Annotated in this window: 18 protein-coding genes; 4 read left to right on the top strand and 14 right to left on the bottom strand. The window is 62.0% G+C overall.

Going from position 1 to position 18,739, the window contains the following annotated elements:
• Nucleotides 1-18: 18 nt before the first annotated feature.
• On the bottom strand, nt 19-918 hold the full coding sequence (locus NKJ28_RS17965; RefSeq protein ID WP_352636602.1) for an MBL fold metallo-hydrolase: 900 nt from the start codon (nt 916-918) through the stop codon (nt 19-21).
• Nucleotides 919-928: 10 nt separating this feature from the next.
• On the bottom strand, nt 929-2,242 hold the full coding sequence (hmgA, locus tag NKJ28_RS17960) for a homogentisate 1,2-dioxygenase (protein WP_352636601.1): 1,314 nt from the start codon (nt 2,240-2,242) through the stop codon (nt 929-931).
• Nucleotides 2,243-2,396: 154 nt separating this feature from the next.
• Between hmgA and NKJ28_RS17955 the strand changes: the two genes are divergently transcribed.
• A complete protein-coding gene (locus NKJ28_RS17955; RefSeq protein WP_352457154.1) occupies nt 2,397-2,834 on the top strand; it encodes a MarR family winged helix-turn-helix transcriptional regulator in 438 nt (145 codons plus the stop codon).
• Between the two features lie 209 nt (nt 2,835-3,043).
• Here NKJ28_RS17955 and tdh read toward each other — a convergent pair whose 3' ends face one another.
• Together tdh and NKJ28_RS17945 are read right to left on the bottom strand one after the other, a co-directional pair.
• Nucleotides 3,044-4,078 carry an L-threonine 3-dehydrogenase gene (gene tdh / locus NKJ28_RS17950; RefSeq protein ID WP_352636600.1) on the bottom strand — a complete coding sequence of 345 codons (1,035 nt, stop codon included), beginning with the start codon at nt 4,076-4,078 and terminating at the stop codon, nt 3,044-3,046.
• Nucleotides 4,079-4,160: 82 nt separating this feature from the next.
• The gene (locus NKJ28_RS17945; protein ID WP_352636599.1) at nt 4,161-5,348 is read right to left on the bottom strand and encodes a glycine C-acetyltransferase; all 1,188 of its coding nucleotides are present in this window, start codon (nt 5,346-5,348) and stop codon (nt 4,161-4,163) included.
• A 265-nt stretch (nt 5,349-5,613) separates the two neighbouring features.
• Here NKJ28_RS17945 and NKJ28_RS17940 point away from each other — a divergent pair, with 265 nt between their 5' ends.
• Nucleotides 5,614-7,686 (top strand): putative bifunctional diguanylate cyclase/phosphodiesterase, encoded by a 2,073-nt coding sequence (locus tag NKJ28_RS17940; RefSeq protein WP_352636598.1) that lies wholly within the window; start codon nt 5,614-5,616, stop codon nt 7,684-7,686.
• Between the two features lie 12 nt (nt 7,687-7,698).
• Here the strand turns inward: NKJ28_RS17940 and NKJ28_RS17935 are convergent, their stop codons facing one another.
• The 3 genes from NKJ28_RS17935 to NKJ28_RS17925 form a co-directional block, all read right to left on the bottom strand.
• Nucleotides 7,699-8,136, bottom strand: coding sequence for a type II toxin-antitoxin system VapC family toxin (locus tag NKJ28_RS17935; protein ID WP_352636597.1), 438 nt, complete (start codon nt 8,134-8,136; stop codon nt 7,699-7,701).
• A 17-nt stretch (nt 8,137-8,153) separates the two neighbouring features.
• The gene (locus NKJ28_RS17930; RefSeq protein ID WP_352473667.1) at nt 8,154-8,396 is read right to left on the bottom strand and encodes a type II toxin-antitoxin system Phd/YefM family antitoxin; all 243 of its coding nucleotides are present in this window, start codon (nt 8,394-8,396) and stop codon (nt 8,154-8,156) included.
• A 79-nt stretch (nt 8,397-8,475) separates the two neighbouring features.
• The gene (locus NKJ28_RS17925) at nt 8,476-8,901 is read right to left on the bottom strand and encodes a MarR family winged helix-turn-helix transcriptional regulator (RefSeq protein WP_352542347.1); all 426 of its coding nucleotides are present in this window, start codon (nt 8,899-8,901) and stop codon (nt 8,476-8,478) included.
• 117 nt (nt 8,902-9,018) lie between these two features.
• Here NKJ28_RS17925 and NKJ28_RS17920 point away from each other — a divergent pair, with 117 nt between their 5' ends.
• Nucleotides 9,019-9,426, top strand: coding sequence for a hypothetical protein (locus NKJ28_RS17920; protein WP_023674396.1), 408 nt, complete (start codon nt 9,019-9,021; stop codon nt 9,424-9,426).
• 132 nt (nt 9,427-9,558) lie between these two features.
• Here the strand turns inward: NKJ28_RS17920 and NKJ28_RS17915 are convergent, their stop codons facing one another.
• A complete protein-coding gene (locus NKJ28_RS17915) occupies nt 9,559-11,604 on the bottom strand; it encodes an oxidoreductase (protein ID WP_352636596.1) in 2,046 nt (681 codons plus the stop codon).
• A gap of 114 nt (nt 11,605-11,718) precedes the next feature.
• Between NKJ28_RS17915 and queF the strand changes: the two genes are divergently transcribed.
• Nucleotides 11,719-12,180 (top strand): preQ(1) synthase, encoded by a 462-nt coding sequence (gene queF / locus NKJ28_RS17910; protein ID WP_023674394.1) that lies wholly within the window; start codon nt 11,719-11,721, stop codon nt 12,178-12,180.
• Between the two features lie 14 nt (nt 12,181-12,194).
• Here queF and NKJ28_RS17905 read toward each other — a convergent pair whose 3' ends face one another.
• The 6 genes from NKJ28_RS17905 to NKJ28_RS17880 form a co-directional block, all read right to left on the bottom strand.
• Nucleotides 12,195-12,980, bottom strand: a complete 786-nt coding sequence (locus tag NKJ28_RS17905) for an alpha/beta hydrolase (RefSeq protein WP_352636595.1) — start codon at nt 12,978-12,980, stop codon at nt 12,195-12,197.
• Nucleotides 12,981-13,090: 110 nt separating this feature from the next.
• Nucleotides 13,091-14,275, bottom strand: a complete 1,185-nt coding sequence (locus tag NKJ28_RS17900; protein WP_352636594.1) for a mandelate racemase/muconate lactonizing enzyme family protein — start codon at nt 14,273-14,275, stop codon at nt 13,091-13,093.
• 11 nt (nt 14,276-14,286) lie between these two features.
• The gene (locus NKJ28_RS17895; protein ID WP_352636593.1) at nt 14,287-14,844 is read right to left on the bottom strand and encodes a hypothetical protein; all 558 of its coding nucleotides are present in this window, start codon (nt 14,842-14,844) and stop codon (nt 14,287-14,289) included.
• 4 nt (nt 14,845-14,848) lie between these two features.
• Nucleotides 14,849-15,328 (bottom strand): DUF3828 domain-containing protein, encoded by a 480-nt coding sequence (locus NKJ28_RS17890; RefSeq protein ID WP_352636592.1) that lies wholly within the window; start codon nt 15,326-15,328, stop codon nt 14,849-14,851.
• Nucleotides 15,329-15,433: 105 nt separating this feature from the next.
• Nucleotides 15,434-17,083 carry an ABC transporter substrate-binding protein gene (locus NKJ28_RS17885; protein ID WP_352636591.1) on the bottom strand — a complete coding sequence of 550 codons (1,650 nt, stop codon included), beginning with the start codon at nt 17,081-17,083 and terminating at the stop codon, nt 15,434-15,436.
• A 41-nt stretch (nt 17,084-17,124) separates the two neighbouring features.
• On the bottom strand, nt 17,125-18,675 hold the full coding sequence (locus NKJ28_RS17880) for a trimethylamine methyltransferase family protein (RefSeq protein ID WP_352452281.1): 1,551 nt from the start codon (nt 18,673-18,675) through the stop codon (nt 17,125-17,127).
• Nucleotides 18,676-18,739: the final 64 nt, after the last annotated feature.

Here is an 18,739-nt window from a genome sequence, read left to right as displayed (position 1 = left end):
CTGCTTTGATTTTTTGTTCTACGCATGATCTCTTCCGAAAACCGGTTCCCACTTTTCGGGATCATGCTCCAGCCCCACAACAAGGCCGTCGCGGGCGATCGTCAAGTCGCCGGCCCATGTTTTCCTGACGGCGGCAATCCAGTCGGCCTCGCCGATCTCCGGATCGTCGGCCGGAATGAGGTGGTTGACGACTAGCCTTTTGACGCCTGCGTCGCTGGCGATGCGGCCCGCCTCCTCGGCAAAGCTATGGCTGGCAAGCAGGTGTTCCCTCAGCCTTGCGCCGTTGCCGGTCTTCGCGACCAGCCGCTCGATACCCACTTCCAGCATGGCCTCGTGGACCAGTATGTCGGCGCCTTGGGCGAAATCCGCCAATGGCGGAAAGAACGCCGTATCCGACGAAAAGACGATGCCTTGCCCCGCATGATCGAAGCGCAGCGCAAAGCAATCCGTCACCGGCGGGTGGTCGACACGCAGCGCCGATATTTTGAGACCGCGCTCTTCCGCCACCTGGCCTTCACCAAACTCGACGATCGAAACCATGTCGCGGAGATCCGGCCGCCCTTCATCGGCGATGCGGATCTCGATGTCGAATTCCATCGCCTGGCAAAAGCGCTGCCAATAGTAGCCGGTGCCGGGCGGGCCGAACACGGCGACCTTTGTTGCCAGGCCGGCCGTCCATGCGGAGTGGATCAACGGTCCGAGTTCCAGCACATGGTCGGAGTGCAAATGCGTGATGAAGATCAGGTCGAGCGCCTTCAGGCTGATGCCGGCATCGGTCAGCCCGCGCGTTACGCCCAGCCCGCAATCGACGACGATGGTGCGGCCGCCAATCTCCAGCAGTGACGAACTCGGCCACGGCCCGCCCGGCCGCAGCGCCGGGCCACCCTTCGAACCCAGAAGCACCAGACGATCCGTCATGCGACGGCGCTCAAGACCAGTCGCCCTCTGGCGTCCCGTTGAAGCGTTTCTTCAGGTCGGCCCAGCAGTCGATGTAGTTGTCCTGCCGGGTTTCGAGCTCGGCGCCATAGCGGGTCACCATCTGCGGAAAGCGTGTTTCGAACATGAAGGCCATGGTGTGGTCGAGCTTGACCGGCTTCAGCTCCGCGCGCGAGGCTTTTTCGAAGCCGGGTGCATCGGGTCCGTGAGCCAGCATCATGTTGTGCAGGCTGATGCCGCCGGGCACGAAGCCCTCTTCCTTGGCATCGTACTGACCATGTATGAGGCCCATGAACTCGCTCATGATGTTGCGGTGATACCAGGGCGGGCGGAACGTATCTTCGGCGACCAGCCAACGCGGCGGGAAGATGACGAAATCGATATTGGCGGTGCCTTCCTCGCCGCTCGGCGCGGTCAGCACGGTGAAGATCGACGGATCGGGATGGTCGAACAGGAGCGCGCCGACCGGCGAAAAGGTCGCAAGATCATATTTATAGGGCGAATAATTGCCGTGCCACGCCACCACATCCAGCGGCGAATGGTCGATCTCGGTGACATGGAACTGGCCACACCATTTCGCGATCAGCCGACAGGGCGTGTCCTTGTCCTCGAACCAGGCGCAGGGCGTCTTGAAATCGCGCGGATTGGCCAGGCAATTGGCGCCGATCGGGCCGCGATCCGGCAGCGTCAGCTTGGCGCCGTAATTCTCGCAGACATAGCCGCGCACTTGCGGATCCACCAGTTCGACCTTGAACACCAGGCCGCGCGGCAGCACGGCGATCTCGCCCGGCCTGAGTTCGATGACACCCATCTCGGTGACGAAGCGCAAGGCTCCAACCTGCGGCACGACCAGCAACTCGCCGTCGGCGTTGAAGAAATGATCGTCGGCCATCGAACGGTTGGCGACATAGACATGTGCCGCCATGCCGGTCTGGCCGAGCACGTCGCCGGCGGTGGTGATCGAGCGCATGCCGGCAATGAAATCGGTCGGCTCCTTCGGCATCGGCACCGGGCTCCAGCGATACTGGCTGAGTGCGAGCTGATGGTCGCCGACGTTCGGCGCGCTTTTCCAAAGCGGATAATTCGCCGCCTTGAAGCGCCCGGTGTGCCTCACGCTCGGCCTTATCCGATAAAGCCAGGAGCGCTCATTGGTGCCGCGCGGCGCGGTGAAAGGAGAGCCCGAAAGCTGCTCGGCATAGAGGCCGTAGGCCGGCCGCTGCGGCGAGTTTCGCCCTTGCGGCAGCGAGTCGGGCAGGGTTTCGGTTTCAAAGTCGTTGCCGAAGCCCGGCATGTAGGAAAAGGCCATGGAATCCTCCCGAATTCATAGTCTCGGAGCATCGTTTGCGCATCCGCAAAGATGCTCAGAGTTGACCATACCGGTTTCATTTGTAACCATTGAAAATGTAACCATCAACGGTGATTTCGGCATGAGCCGCCAGCATGCCCAGTCAGGGCCAACCATGGAAATCCTCGAGCTGGAATCCTTCCTGCCTTACCGGCTCTATCGGCTTGCCGATGCCGTCAGCCGCGAATTTTCAAGAATATACAAGGACCGCCACGGCCTGACCCGGCCCGAATGGCGCACACTGGCCGGGCTTGGACAGCACGGCACGATGACGGCGACGGCGCTCGGCGAGCAATCGGCCATGCACAAGACCAAGGTTTCGCGCGCGGTCGCCGAACTCGAGCGGCGCCGCTGGCTGACCCGCACGCCAGACGAGAAAGACCGTCGCGTCGAGCATCTGACGCTGACCAAAGCGGGGCTTGCCGCCTATCGCGAAATGGTGCCGCTGGCGAAGGAGTTCGAGCGGGAGCTGCTGGAGAGATTGAGCGCAGATGAACGTACAGCAGTCGCGGAAGGGGTGGCCGCGCTTGAGACGGCTTTGTACGGGGATTAGGTCCTCAGCAACTTTTGATGCAGGCGGGACAGCACCCCCCTCTGGCCTGCCGGCCATCTCCCCCTCAAGGGGGGAGATTGGACGTCGCTTCGGCTTTCGCCAATCTCCAAAGAAGAGCGATGTCGGCGAAGCTGCCAATCTCCCCCCTTGAGGGGGAGATGGCCGGCAGGCCAGAGGGGGGTGCTGTCCCGCCGGCGTTTCTAATCGCCTCACCAATCCATCACCACCTTGCCGGAATTGCCGCTCTTCATCGCTTCGAAGCCGGAAATATAGTCGTCGATGCCGATCCGGTGGGTGATCAGGCCGCTGACATCGAGAGGACCCTGCACCAGCGCGATCATCTTGTACCAGGTCTCGAACATCTCGCGGCCGTAAATGCCCTTCAGGTGCAGCATCTTGAAGATGACCTTGTTCCAGTCGATCTCGAAGCCGGTCGGCGCGATGCCGAGAATGGCGATCTTGCCGCCATTGTTCATGGTGTCGATCATGTCGCGGAAGGCAGGCGCGGCACCCGACATTTCGAGGCCGACGTCAAAACCCTCGGTCATGCCGAGCGCCGGCATCACGTCGCGCAGCTTCTCCTTCGATGCGTCGACGACATGCTGGACGCCGAGCTTTTTTGCCAGTGCCAGGCGCACCGGGTTGATGTCTGTGATGACCACTTTTCGCGCGCCGACGCACTGCGCCACCAGCGCGCCCATGATGCCGATCGGCCCGGCGCCGGTGACCAGCACGTCCTCGCCAACCAAATCAAAGGACAATGCGGTGTGAACCGCATTGCCCAAGGGATCGAAGATCGCCGCAATCTCGTCCGGCACATCATCGGGGATCGGTACGATATTGTGCTGCGGGATCGCCAGATACTCGCCGAAAGCACCCGGTCGGTTGACGCCGACGCCGAGCGTGTTGCGGCACAGATGCCCCCTGCCCGCCCGGCAGTTGCGGCAATGGCCGCAGACGATATGGCCTTCTCCGGAAACACGCTGGCCGAGTTTGTACTCGGTCACCGCCGTGCCGAAATCGGCGATGGTTCCGACGAATTCGTGGCCGGTCACCATCGGCACCGGCACGGTCTTTTGCGCCCACTGGTCCCAATTGTAGATGTGCACGTCGGTGCCGCAGATCGCCGTCTTCCTGATCTTGATCAGCACGTCGTTCGGACCGATTTCCGGCACCGGCACTTCTTCCATCCAGATGCCCGGCTCGGCCTTGGCCTTGACCAGCGCCTTCATCATGTTTGACATTCTCTTGTCCCCTGAACCTTAGTCGCCTGAACCTCAGTCGCTTGAATCTCTTGATCCGGAATCGGTTTTCGGTCCCGGCCGCTCAGGAAATCACGCCGAGTTCGCGACCGACTGCGGCGAACGCTTCAACCGCACGATCGATGTCAGCGCTGGAATGGGCGGCCGACATCTGCGTGCGGATGCGCGCCTGGCCCTTCGGCACCACCGGGAAAGAGAAGCCGATGACATAGATACCGCGCTTCAGCATCCGCGCCGCCATTTCCTGCGCCAGCGTCGCGTCGCCCAGCATCACCGGGATGATAGGATGGTCGGCGCCGGCCAGTGTAAAGCCGAGCCTGCCCATCTCGGAGCGAAACCGCGCTGCGTTGGCATATAGGCGCTGACGCAACGCATCGCCATTGCCGATCAGCTCGAAAACCCGGATCGAGGCGCCGGCGATCGCCGGCATCAGCGTGTTGGAAAACAGATAGGGGCGCGAGCGCTGGCGCAGCCAGTCGACTACCTGCTTCCTGCCCGAAGTGTAGCCGCCCGACGCGCCGCCCAACGCCTTACCAAGCGTGCCGGTGATGATGTCCACCCTGCCCTCGACGCCGCAATGTTCGGCCGAGCCGCGGCCATTCCTGCCGACGAAACCAACTGCATGGCTGTCGTCGACCATCACCATCGCATCGTATTTGTCGGCGAGGTCGCAGACGCCCTTCAGATTGGCGATGATGCCATCCATCGAGAACACGCCGTCGGTGGCGATCAGCCGGAACCGGCAGTCGCTCGCCTCTTTCAACCGCGCCTCCAGATCGGCCATGTTGTTGTTGGCGTAGCGGAAGCGCTTTGCCTTCGACAACCGCACGCCGTCGATGATCGAAGCGTGGTTCAGCGCATCGGAGATGACCGCATCCTCCTCGCCGAGCAGCGTCTCGAACAGGCCGCCATTGGCGTCGAAGCAGGAGCCGTAGAGGATCGTATCCTCCATGCCGAGGAAGCCAGAAATGGTCGCCTCGAGCTGCTTGTGTTCTTCCTGCGTGCCGCAGATGAAGCGCACCGATGCCATGCCGTAGCCGTACCGGTCGAGCGCCTGCTTGGCCGCCTCGCGCAGTTCGGCGCTGTCGGCGAGGCCGAGATAATTATTGGCGCAGAAATTCAGCACCTTCTCGCCACCGACCTCGATTTCGGCCGATTGGGTCGAGGTTATCACCCGTTCGGATTTGTAAAGGCCGGCCGATTTCAGTCCTTCAAGCTCGCTGTCGATGTGGGAAAGGAATGCTTCGGTCATGATCAGGCCCTGTTGAGATCGACGAGGACTGTCGCGCCGCGCGGACGAAAAATCCATCGCAAAAGCGACCGCTTCGGTGGCGGCAATGGCACGGCAGAGGCCACGATGTTCAAATGCGGAGGCGCCGCGAAAGATTGCAATAACCACTTTGCGGGTTTCCCGCCACGGTCGCCGCCGCCGGCCTGCTGCCGTCCCAAACCTGTTAACACTTTGAAGCCAAAGGTTGTCGCACAAGAATTCGTTGGCGAGAGGGCCGCCTCAGAAAATGTCGCAGCAGCCGGTGCACGCCGTTTCGGGCAGGCTCATACTCCTGATCAAATCCGGCTACTGGCTGGCTCTGCTGATCATAGCGGCCATGGTCGTGGCCTCCTTCATCCTGCTGCAACAGGTGATGTCTACCCAACGGCACAATCAGGCGCTGCTCGATATCGTCAGCACACAGAAAGCCCTGTCGCAGCGCATCGTCTTCCTCGCCGGCGCGACAGGCAGCGCCCAGCGCGATCAACAGCGCGCCCTGGTTACCGCGCTCAAGCAAGCGACGGTGGAGTTCGAGAAGAACTACGATCTGCTGCTCGAACGGACCGCCGCCGATCCGGCGTCGCCGGCAAGGTTCGATCCGAAATCGATCGAGAGCGTGCTTTTCGCCAAGCCGTACCATCTCGACTATTTCTCGGTCGGGCTTATCGCCAACGGCGAACGCCTGATCTCGTCATTCGAATCGCGGCTCAACATGTCCGGCAATGGTGGCTACAAAGGCGGAGAGGAGCGCGTCAACCTGAACGCTTCCGTTGCCAACGCAACATTGTCGGGCTATGCCGCACTTGGCCAGCGCATCAGCGCCTTTGCAGACCAGCGATCCGAAACACTTCTCGATCTTAACCGCACATTGTTCTACTCGACCATCGGCGTCATCGTGCTGGTGGCGCTTTTCATTTTCAGGCCAATGTCGAATGCCATCCTGCGCAGGACGCGCGAGCTGGTCGATGCGCGCAACTCCATGGCCTTTATCGCCGTGCATGACGGGCTGACCGGCCTGCACAACCGCACCTTCTTGACCGAGCATTTCGATACGCTGATCAATGCGGCGCGGCGACGGCGTGAACGGGTTGCCGTGGTGCAGTTCGATCTCGACCGGTTCAAGCAGATCAACGACACGTTCGGCCACGCCGCCGGCGATTATGTGCTGGTGGCGGCTGCGCAGCGCATGCGTGATTCGTGCCGTACGTCGGATCTCAACGTGCGGCTCGGCGGCGATGAATTCGTCATGATTCTCAACGGTGCCGGCAGCACCGAGGACATCGATACCGTCGCCCGGCGCATCCTGACCAAGCTCAACAAGCCGATCGTCTTTCGAGGCACGACAATCCATCCGGGCGTAAGTGCCGGGATTGCGGTCTACCCTGTCGACGCCGACAATGCGCAGGATCTGCTCGTCCATGCCGATCTGGCGCTGTATTCCGCCAAGAAGCAGGGCGGCGGCAGCTTGTCGTTCTTCTCCGAGGAGCTGAGGCACGAACTCGATTATCGCAAGCAGCTCGAGCTCGACATCAGGACCGCCATCTCGGAGAAAGCGTTCGAAGTCTATTTCCAACCGCAAGTCTCGCTGTCGGACGGCGGCATCAGCGGCATCGAGGCTCTGGTTCGCTGGAGACATGCCGAGCGCGGCATGATCGCGCCGGGCGAGTTCATTCCGATCGCGGAAAAATGCGGTCTCATGCCCGAGATCGGCCGCATCGTCATCGCCAAGGCGATCGACGAAGCAGCCGAATGGAACCGCGCAGGCATCGCCTTCGGACGGATCGCCGTCAATGTATCCGGCTCGGAGCTGCGCGAGACAGATTTCGAAGTCTTCCTGTTCGACATGCTGGAGAGGGCTGGCCTGCCAGCGCACAAACTGTCGCTGGAGATCGTCGAATCCGTCATCCTCGACGACGAGAAGACCGGTATCGCGGCAAAGCTGCGGCACATTCGCGCCGCCGGCATCCATCTTGAGCTCGATGATTTCGGCACCGGCTACGCATCGCTCAGCCATGTCAATCCAAACGAGATCGATCGGCTGAAGATCGACCGCCGTTTCGTCCAGAACATCAACGAGAACAGCGGCAACACCAAGATCGTGCGTGCCCTCACAGAACTCGCCCGCGGTCTCGGCATCTCGATCGTTGCCGAGGGCGCTGAAACCGAAGCCGAGCTCGACTCGCTGATGGCGATCGGCTGCGACCAGGTGCAAGGCTATTCCATCGCTTTCCCGATGCCGCCGAACAGCGTGCGCGAATGGCTGGTGGCGCGAACGCCCAAGAAGGCCAGGCTGACGGTGCTGCAGGGCTGCCGGGCGTAGAGAAAGTCGGAACTACTGCAATGGCGGCAGGTTTCTCAGCGGGTTGAGCATCGGCACCCCAAGTGGTGCGAAATGACGCTCGTTATCCGTCAGTATCACCAGGCCGTGAACCTCGGCCGTAGCAGCGATCACTATATCTTCAAATCCCGGCCGATGAGCCCTTGCGCGATCAAGAATAGAACCCGCGGCATGCGCGGCTCGCAAATCGAAGGGCAGAATCCTTGCCCCGTAAAGATGCTCGACTGCCTGCCACCAGTCGCGTAGCAGCGCGGCCTTTGTGGTCGCGCCGTCGCGCTCCGCCTTCGCTATCCCCGCCGCGATTTCGGACGCAGTCACAACGGATAGGAACAGGTATTCGCTCGCCATATCGAGCCATGCCATCAGCGCCGCCCGATCAACCTTCCTGGCTGGAGCCATTGCCGAGATGATGTTGGTGTCCAGCAGAAACATCAGGGCTGGTCGCCGCGCTACAACGCAACCTTGCGAGCCGGCTTACGGGAACGAGGCGGAATGTCGTCCTTGTCCCCGGGAAAAGCCGCCAGCAGCCGCCCGAAGCTCGGCACCCGAGACAGCCGCTGATAATCTTCGAACGACAGGATGACGGCCTGCTTCCGACCGTGGCGTGTGATAATGGCAGGCTCTCCTGCAACTGCCTGATCGACGACTGCCGAAAGCGTCGCCTTGGCGTCTTTCAACTGAATTTCGCGCATGTTGCCGCCCTCGCATATGACTACCATGGTCATATAACATTGCAGACGGCTTGGAACAAGGGTTGCGGTCCAATCGGTATCAACTGACATTGGCCCGCAACGCGGCCAGCACCTGTGCAAACTCTGCCAGCCTGTCGTCGGACAGTCCTTTCCGCAGCCGCTTGTCGAAGGCTAACGCGGCGGTGCGCAATTTCAGGAACAGCGCTTCTCCGGCTTGGGTCAGCTCCACCTGGTGAACCCGGCGGTTCTCGGGATCGCGGCGGCGCATCAGCAGGCCTTGCGTCTCCATGGCGTTGAGGTGGTGGGTCAGCGTTGCGCCCCGGATGCCGATCATGCCGGCGAGCTCGCGTTGGTTGGCCAGCTCCCGCGACTTGACCGACAGCAACGTGACCCAGACCGGCAGCGTGCCGCCTGCCTCGACCAAGGCAGCGTCGAAAGCCTGCGCAACCAGCTTGGCGGTGCGCGCGAGATTCATCCCGATCGGCGGGCGGTCAAAGGGCGTCATGATCCGACACTAGAACAAGGGCAAAGCCTATGGAACCGGCTCGAGCTTATGCGTTGACATCTAATCATTTGATATCTATCAATATGCCTAGCGGTGGGCAAGAGAGGAAATGCGGTCATGCAATATGTCTACATCATCGTCCTCGGCCTTCACGTCATGGCGGGCGTGTTCTGGGCCGGCACCACCATCGCGGTCGCCCGCGAACCGGAGATCAGGGCGGAACGTTTCTTCCGGCCGCAAATGGGCGCAGCCGGCGTGGTTTTCCTCACGGGCTTGCTGCTGTGGTATTTCTTCCACAACGGCTCTTTCGGCTCGATGGAGAAGGTCTTGGCGCTGGGCATCTTGACGGCGTTAATCGCCGCCGGGGTTCAGGGCGCGCTGGTGGGTTCCGCCAGCAGGCAGTTGGCCGGCGCTGATGCGGCGAAGCAAACCCAATTGCGCGCCAAGATGACAAAAGGCGAACGCATCGCTGGCGGCCTGCTGGTCATCACCGTGTTCTGCATGGCCACCGCCAGGATGTTTTGAGCGTCCTGCCGCAATCGCAAGATCGTACGGTGCCCGGCGATAGCCGGCGGCGTGCGCGGCGCGCAGATCGGACCGACGTGCCTGGTGGCTCTCCGTACGGAGGTTCGGCTGCGCGCCACCAATCAATATTCCTCAGATTCGCAAGCCGAACCTGATGCCGTCATAGATGGCGGCGTGGATGTTGCGCGAGGCTACTGCATCGCCGATGCGGAAGAGCACGAAACCACTCTGCGGATTGCGCACCGGAAAGATGTCGCCGCCATTGACCAGTTTTTCGTAATCGATCGCGCCGGCGTTCTTCGACAGCGGCTTCAGCGCCAGGTAGAGATCGTCCAGCGGCAGCGTGCCGTGCTCGACCACCACCTGGTCGACGCGCCGCTCGCCGCGCCAGCCATCGGCGAAGTCGGAGGCGAGCTCGGCGATCAGCTGGTTGCCTTCGCGCCGCACCGAGCGCAGCCGTGTGTTGATGGTCACCGTGACACCCTTTTCCTGGAACGCGCGCATGTAGGGCACATGATTCATGCCGCCCATTTCCGGGGCGAAGAAGCGCTCTGGTGAAACCAGCTCCAGCCTGGCGCCGCTATTGGCGATCAGTTCGGCGGCACCCATGCCCTGATGGCCGCCATTGTCGTCATAGAGCAGCACGTTCTCGGCCGGCTTGACGCTGCCGGCCATGATATCCCAGCTCGAGGTGACGAGATCGTCGCCCGCCGTCAGAGGCGGGTTCTGCGGCAGCCCGCCGGTGGCGACCACCACCACGTCCGGCGACAGCGCCAGCACGTCGTCCGTCTCCGCCCATTTGTCGTAGCGGATCTCGACGCCCAGCCGGTCGAGTTCGGCCAGGCGCCAGTCGATGATGCCGATCAATTCCTTGCGGCGCGGGTTTTGCGTTGCCAGCCGCACCTGGCCGCCGGCCTGGCTCGATGCTTCCAGCACCGTCACCTGGTGCCCGCGCTCGGCGGCGACGCGCGCCGCCTCCAGCCCGCCGGCGCCGGCGCCGACGACGACCACCTTCCGCTTCGGTCCCTCGGTTTTCGGAATAATATGCGGGATATCAGCCTCGCGGCCCGTCGCCGCATTGTGGATGCACAGCGCCTCGCCGCCCTCATAGATGCGGTCGAGGCAATAGGTGGCGCCGACGCAAGGCCGGATCTCGTGCTCGCGGCCCTCCATCACTTTTTTGACGATATGCGGGTCGGCAATGTGGGCACGCGTCATGCCGACCATGTCGAGCTTGCCGGTGGCGATGGCGTGACGCGCGGTGGCGACGTCGGAAATCCGCGCCGCATGGAAGGTTGGGAATTTCGTCGCCGCTCTCACCTCCCCTGCGAAGTCGAGATGCGGTGACGAGCGCATGCCGGTCACCGGGATGACCTTGGTCAGCGCCGCATCGGTCTCGATCGAGCCACGGATGATGTTGAGGAAATCGACCTTGCCGGAGCCGGCCAGCCGCCTGGCGATTTCGACGCCCTCCTGTTTCGACAGGCCTTTCTCGAAATCCTCGTCGGCGACCATGCGGATGCCGACGACGAACTTTTCGCCGACCGCGGCACGCACTGCGTCGAGCACCATTCCGGTGAAGCGCAGCCGGTTGTCGAGCGAGCCGCCGAAATCGTCGTCGCGCTGGTTGGTAGCCGGCGACCAGAAACCGTCCATCAGATGGCCGTAGGCTTCGAACTCGATGCCGTCGAGGCCGGCAGCCTGGCAGCGCTGCGCGGCCGCCGCATAGTCGGCGACGATGCGCTCGATATCCCAGTCCTCGATAGTCTTGGGAAAGGCGCGATGGGCCGGTTCGCGCACCGGCGAAGCCGACAGGACGGGCAGCCAGTCGGCCTTGTTCCAACCGGTGCGGCGGCCAAGATGGGTGATCTGTATCATCACCTTGCAATCGTGCTCGTGGCAGGCATCGGTAAGCTCGGCGAGCCATGGCACGATGCGGTCGTCATAGACATGCAGATTGCCAAAAGCGGCCGGGCTGTCGCGCGAGACGATCGCCGAACCGGCGGTCATGGTCAGCGCCATGCCGCCCTTGGCCTTTTCGGCATGATAGAGCCGGTAGCGTTCCTTCGGCATGCCGTCCTCGGAATAGGCCGGCTCATGGCTGGTCGACATCACCCGGTTCTTCAGCGTCAGATGCTTGAGCCGACAGGGCTGGAGGAGCGGGTCGTTGCTAGTCATCGTCTTCCTGCTGTTTCAAATTGTGCTAATGAGCGGCAAATTTTTGTTTTTACGCATGTCGCTGTCCCAAAATCGCTGCGCAGTTTTGGGCGACATGCAGCAAGGAACCTGCTCATGACCGATACGAAAAACCTCACCCAGCTCGGCACCAACGTCGAGGCGCCACAGAGCCCTGAAGCGGCAGTCCTGGAAACCGTGCCGTTTTCGCGCGGCGACGGCCCGCCGGCCATCGTTCGCTTCACCTGCCCGGAATTCACTTCGCTCTGCCCGGTCACCGGCCAGCCGGACTTCGCCCATATCGTCATCGACTACGCACCCGATGCGCTGCTGGTGGAATCGAAGTCGCTCAAGCTGTTCATGACCTCGTTTCGCAACCATGGCGCCTTTCACGAAGAATGCACCGTCATGATCGGCCGCCGCATCATCGCCGCGACCAAGCCATTGTGGTTGCGCATCGGCGGCTACTGGTATCCGCGCGGCGGCATCCCGATCGACGTGTTCTGGCAAACCGGCGCGCCGCCGGAAGGTGTGTGGCTGCCCGACACCGGCGTCGCCCCCTATCGCGGGCGCGGCTGATCGGACGGAGCGGCTCACCTGATCCCGGTCCGGCACAGGTTGGTCTCCAGGAAAGGCATCACCGCGTCGCGGTACCGCTGTTGGTCATAGCGATAGAGATCAACATGCCGCGCGCCGTCGAACCAGATCAGCTTTGCGTCAGCGCGTGCCGCATCTTTCAACGCCAGTGTCTGGCTGCGAGCGACAAACGGATCCGAATTGCCTGCTAGCAGCAATATCGGCCGATCAATCGCGCCGATGCGATCGACCGGCCGGACATCATCTACCCCGAAGCCAAGGCGGAGCTGCATCTGCGCCAAGAGGATGGTCGCCTGTACGTCGCGCAACATAGGCAAGGGCGCTCGCAACGCCGTGGTTTCCAGCAAAGTCGCGTAGAGCTGCTCCAGGACATAGGCATCGGCATGCTCCTGCTGAGCGCCAAATACAAAAGCAGCCGCACCGAGCGACGAGCCGATGGCCGCCACCTTGCGACCGGCGAAGCGTTGCCGGGCAAAGGCGAGGATGCGGCTGGCGTCCTGCCGTTCGATGTGACCAAAGCCTCTGATATCGCCGCCGCTTTCGCCATGTCCCGACAGATCGAACAGCACGATCGAGTAGCCGCTTTCGAAAAGCAGCTTCGCTCTTGGAACCATGGCCAGCTTGTTTGAACCGCGTCCGTGTAACAGCACGATTGTTCCGCAACTGTCCCGCTGATCCGCCACCCAACCGGCAAGGTCGGGCGCGCCCTCCTGCTTCAGAACGATGCGCTCCACCGGTAACCCCACAGGCAGCGTGAAGCTTTGCTGAGGCACGCGGGCCACCGCGCGGCTTCCTGCCTCCCAGGTGACAGCGCAAGCCAGGACGCAAACCGCCGCGAATAAAGCAACCACGACAGGACCTCTTCTCATCGATCGGTCACATGCACTTCGCATCAGTTGAGCGGCAGCCGCCGGTAGCGGCTGGGGTTGTTCGGGTCGCTGAAATGGTGCATCGGCCCGTGTTCGGCAAAGTGCGCTGACCAGCGTTTCATTGCCGCCGGATCGAGTTCGACGCCCAGCCCGTCACCCTCCGGCACGCGCACCGTATTGCCCGTCTGGCGGAAAGGACCGTCCTTGATGACATCGCCGATCTGCCAGCGAAACAACGACTGCGATGCTTCGGTGATCCACGGTGTCGCCGCCACGACGTGCAGATAAGCCGATGTCATGATGCCGAGATCGTTCGAATAGCACCAGAACCCCTTGCCCATCGCCTCACAGGCGGCGATGAATTTCAGAGTTTTCGACAATCCGCCGAGTGCTGCGAAATTGCAGACGAAGTAATCCGGCGCACCGAGCGCGACTGCCCGTCTGAGATCCGGGATGTGCGTCGAGAACGGAATGCGCGAATGCTGGCGCAGCGCAGCCATCTCCTCGAAGGTCGCGACCGGATCCTCGTAGTTGCGGATGTTGAACGGCTCAATCTCGCGCAGCACCCAGCGCGCTGTGGTCAGCGACCACTGCATGTTGGAATCGAGTTTGATCTGCGCTTTATCGCCAAGCGCCTCGCGCAGCATGCGCACTGTCCTGATCTCGAGCTCGGGATCGCCCATGATCAGCTTGCCCTCGAAGATCGTCGAGCCGTGCTGTTCTCGCATGCCGAGACAGTAGTCGACGATCGCTTCGGCGGTCATCTCGCCGCCGGCTCCGCCTTGAGCGGGGCGAAAGGCGAAATATTCCGAAAACGGAATGTCCTTGCGCACCGCGCCGCCGAGCAGCTTGTAGAGCGGCATGCCGAAGACCTTGCCTCTTATATCCCACAGCGCCAGTTCGACGGCGCCGAACGCCACCGTGGCTGCATTCTCGCCGGTGTTGGCGGTAATCTGCCAGGGCGGCACGCAGCGCGCCTCGCAGTCGGCGATGTCGAGCGGATCGGCGCCAATCAGCGCCGGCGCGATCTCGGCCTTGATCACCTCGCCGAAATGCCACCATGGCGCCTCGCCCAGTCCGACCACGCCTTCGTCCGTCTCGACCTCGATGATCGATTTCGAGGCGCCGCCGTAGAGACCAGCCGTCCACCAGAACGGAGCATTGAGCGGGACGTTGACGTGGGTGACGCGGATGTTCGTGATCTTCATCGGTTCCGTTCTCACTCACACTGGTATTGGCTGAGCGCCCATTCGCCTGTCACCGAGAGCAGGTCCGATATCTTCCAGTCGCCGTCGATCTTTTTGAACTTCCATTCCAGCCGGTGCGGATTGCCGGAGACGACAAAAGCGACGACGACCTTGGCCTCGTCGCCCTTGACCGCTTCGATGGTCTTCAGGCTCTTGTCGATCTCCGCCTTTTCGTATTCGGAATTGTCGAGCGCCATGTTGGGATCGAGGCACTCGCCCTGCCCCGACTTCCGCAGCGCGTCGCTCTTGTCGAGCACCGACTTTGCCGGGTCGGTGAAATGGCCCCGCTGAGCCGGATCGACCTCGAGCCCGGCATGCTCGTAGAACGGCTTCACCACCGCAGTCGGCGAGCCCGGCTGCACGGGTGCGGCCGGCGCGTTTTCTGCCGGCGGCAACACTGCCGGCGGAGGTGCCGCACTGTCGGCCGGCGCGTTTGCGGGCGGCGCGCCGAACAGGCCCTGAGCGGCGGCGCTGCTCAATCCGGCCAGCAGGCACGCAGTCGCCAAAATCCAGGGATGGCAGCGAAGCACGGCGTCACTCCGGAGGCTGCCCGGCCAGGCATTCGAGCGCACTCAGCGTCCAGCCGCTGGTCTTCGAGGTAATGTCGGCGACCTTCCACTTGCCGTCGATCTTCTTCAATGACCAGACCATTTCGCGTTTGGAATCATCGCCTTCCGGAAAAAGGTTGAACGTCGCCGTCACCTCGGCGCTGTCGCCATCCAGCGTTTCGGCCAGCGTCAGCGTCTTGGCCACGGTCTTCTCGTCATAGTCCTGCGCATCGAGACCAGGGGCGAAGTCGATGCAGGGAACTTCATCCGGATGGTTCTTTGCCGCATTGTCGTTCAGCTCGAACAGTTTCGTCACCGGTACGGTGAAGCGGTCGCGATATTGCGCATCGGCCTCGAATTTGACCGACGGGACATAAAAGAACTTCACGGCGTTGGCAGCAGGGCCGGCAAACGCGGCCGCCGGCACAGCCATCGAAAGCGCGGCAACAAAAAGTGGCAGTTTCATGGGTGTCCCCGATTGTTCACTGACGGAAGCTATCAGTACCACGCATCTTGCCCGTCGGCTTTCTTGCGGTCCATGAAATCCTGCAACGCGTCCTCTGCTGGCAACTCAGGCGTTCAGCCAGACATTCTGGAGATCCATCTCGAAGGTTTGGTGGACACCGTAGTTCTTCACCTTCTCGTTCATGTGGCTGAACAGCTTCTGCCAAAACGGCTGAATGATGACGCCCGAATCCTGCAGGATCTGCTCGATGTCCTTCATGACCTCGCGGCGCTTTTCCACGTCGATGAGCGAAAGAGCCTGCTTGAGCTTGGCGTCGAAATCAGGGTTCGAGTAGCCGGTTTCGTTCCAGGCCTCGCCGGTGCGATAGCCGAGCGCCAACACCTGGACGCCAAGCGGGCGCATGTACCAGATGGTCATGGAATAGGGGTATTTCGTCCAGTCGTTCCAGAAGGTCGAACCCGGCAGCACGGTGCGCTTCACCTTGATCCCGGCATCGCGCAACTGGCCGGCAATAGCGTCGCCGGTGTTCTTTTGCCAATCGTCCTCGACGGTGATCAGTTCATGCTCGAAGTCGTCCTGCCCGGCATCGGCCATAAGCTTCTTGGCGCCCGCGGCGTCGCGTGTCTTCTTGGGCAGCGCGTAGTATTCCGGATGAATCGGGCTGACGTGGTGGTTTTCACCAACGGTGCCTCGCCCGGCGTAGCCAAGTTCGAGCACCGCTTTGTTGTCGACGGCCATCTGGAGGGCGTTGCGAACCCGCTTGTCGTCATAGGGCTTGTTCGTGATGTTGGTCCGGGCGACGAGCGTGGTCGCTGTGGCGACCTCCGATTTGACCAGCCCCATCTTGTCGAGAATGTCTATGAAGTCGGCCGGCGTCTCGAAATTGAGGTCGATTTCGCCGGAGTCGAATGCATTTATCGAGGCGTTGAAATCGGTTCCGTAGTCGATGAATTCGACGCCGTCGAGAAGCGCTTCACCGCCCCACCATTTGCCATTCTCACGACGCTTGACGACCGCTTTCTGGCCGACCGCATAAGACACCATTTCGAACGGCCCGGTGCCAATCGGCTTCTCGATCGGATTGGCGCCGTCGGCGTCGAAGTTGCGATGGACCACCAGCGCCGGATAGTCGGTGAAGTTCGGGATCAGCGAGATGTCCGGTTCGTTCAGCTTCAGCTTCACCGTGTTGTCGTCGACCTTGGTGATCGCCCCTTCCCTGGCCTTGCCGGTCTTTGCATCGATCAGCGCACCAACGCGCGCGGCCATCGAATTGCCGGCGGTAGCCTTCTCGCACCAGCGCGTCAGATTGTAGGCCACGTCATCGGCGTTGAAAGCATCGCCGTTGTTCCAGGTAATGCCCTTGCGCACATGCAGCACGTATTCGGTGGCGTCGTCGTTGACCTCCCAGCTTTCGAGCAGAACCGGCTCGAATGTGAACTGGCGGGTGTAGCGGACAAGCGGCTCGAGCCAGCAGCGTGAAATGTTCGCAAGTTCCACCCAGTCGTAGGTGCGCGGGTCCTTTTGCGCCTTCACCGACATCGAAACGTGCAGCGTTCCGCCTTTCTTCGGCTCTTCAGCCAAAGCCCGCTCCGGCACTGCAAGTCCAATCATGCCGTAGGCAAGGGCCGTCGATGCGCCGAAAGCGCTTGCCAGGGCCAGAAACTCCCGCCGGTCGACGCGACCGGCGCGCGCCTCGCTGGCCATTGCTTCGATGGCGCTCGGTACGCGATCGCCGTTGCTTCTGAAGAGTGTCATTTTTTCCTCCCTTATGGTTCGCATCGGGTCTTCGCCCCTGATCAACTAACGCTGTCCGGCAGTTTCTCCTCGCGCCGCGCAATCAAATCTTTGAGACCATCGGCGATGCCCTCATCGAGCTTCGGCTCCTCATAATCGGCGAGCATGTTGCGCGCTTTCTCGCGGCCGCGGGTGTCGTGGTCCTTTGCTCCTTCCGCCTTCCACTGTTCGAACGAATTGAAGTCCATGATGCTCGGTATGAAGAAGGCGGACTCGAAATGTTCAAGCGTGTGCTGGGTGCCGAGGAAATGGCCCTGCGGTCCGACCTCGCGGATAGCCGCCATAGCCTCCTTGAAATCGTCGAATGGCAGCCCGCCAGCATATTTGTACCAGCCGACAAGCTGCTCGCAGTCGGTGGCAAATTTCGAATAGCCGCAGGTCAGGCCGGCCTCGAGCCAACCGGCGGAGTGCCAGATGTAGTTGGCGCCGGCAAGGATGGCGGCATGCATCAGCATGTTCGCCTCGTAGCCCGCCTGGGCGTCGTTCAGCTTCGAGCCGACATGGAAACCGGACGTGCGCCACGGCAGACGATACTTCCGCGCCAGCGCGCCCATGAGATACATCATCTGGGCCGCCTCCGGCGTGCCGCCCATGGGAGCGCCGGTCTTCATGTCGACCGTCACCATGAACTGTCCGTAGATCTGCGGCGAACCCGGACGCAGGAGCTGTGTGAACGCGACGCCCGCCAGCGCTTCGGCATTGACCTGCGCGACCGCACCGACGGCAGAGGCCGAAGTCGAGGCGCCGCAAAGGGCGAAGGGGGCGAGGATCAGCGGCTGGTTGTGGCGCGCATAGACTTTCATCGCGTCCAGCATGGTGGCGTCCCACACCAGCGGCGAATTGCAGTTGGTGATCGACACCAGGACCGGGTTGTCGCGGACATAGTCCTCGCCGAACACGATGCCTGCCATCGCCATCGTGTCTTCGGCTCGATCCTTGGAGGTCACGATGCCCATGAACGGCTTGTCGGAGTGCTTCAGCGCCGAATGGATGATGTGGAGGTGACGTTTCGGCACCGCGATTTCCATCGGCTCGCAGATGATCGAGCTCGACGAATGCAGCGCCGGCGCCATGTAGGCGAGCTTGTGGAAATTGTTGAGGTCGGCGAGTGTGCCGTAGCGCCTGTTGTTGTCGAGGTCGCGCACGTAAGGCGCCCCGTACATCGGCACGAAGATGGAGTTGTTGCCACCCACACGTACGGAACGCTGGGGATTCCTCGCATTGAGCGTGAACTCCGACGGGACCTTCGAGATGAGCTCCATCAGCAGGGCGCGGTCGATCCGGACCCTTGTCTCCGAGACATCGGCGCCCGCCGCCTTCCACATTGCGATCGCCTCGTCGTCGCGGAACTCGCATCCCACTTCTTCGAGGATGGAGAGCGACTCCTGGTGGATCAGCTCAACCGCCTCGTCCGGAACCATCTGATAGACGGGAATCTGGCGGACCAGGGTTGGAAACGACGCTATGGGTGCGCCCCGCAGCGCCTTGCGCCCCAGGCGGCCACCGCTGCGGCGGTTGGTGTGTTCGCTCACTTCAACGGCCGGTGCGTTCATGAAGGCTCCATATTCCTGTTGGTGACCAATCTAGCCAGACAAAATGCGGCTGTGACGCTGGAAA

Origin of the sequence: Mesorhizobium sp. M0145 (genome assembly GCF_040322355.1) — a bacterium.
In the GTDB taxonomy this organism is placed as follows: Bacteria; Pseudomonadota; Alphaproteobacteria; order Rhizobiales; family Rhizobiaceae; genus Mesorhizobium.
The sequence above is the reverse complement of the archived record's forward strand: the minus strand, read 5'-3'. Positions and strand labels throughout refer to the sequence as shown.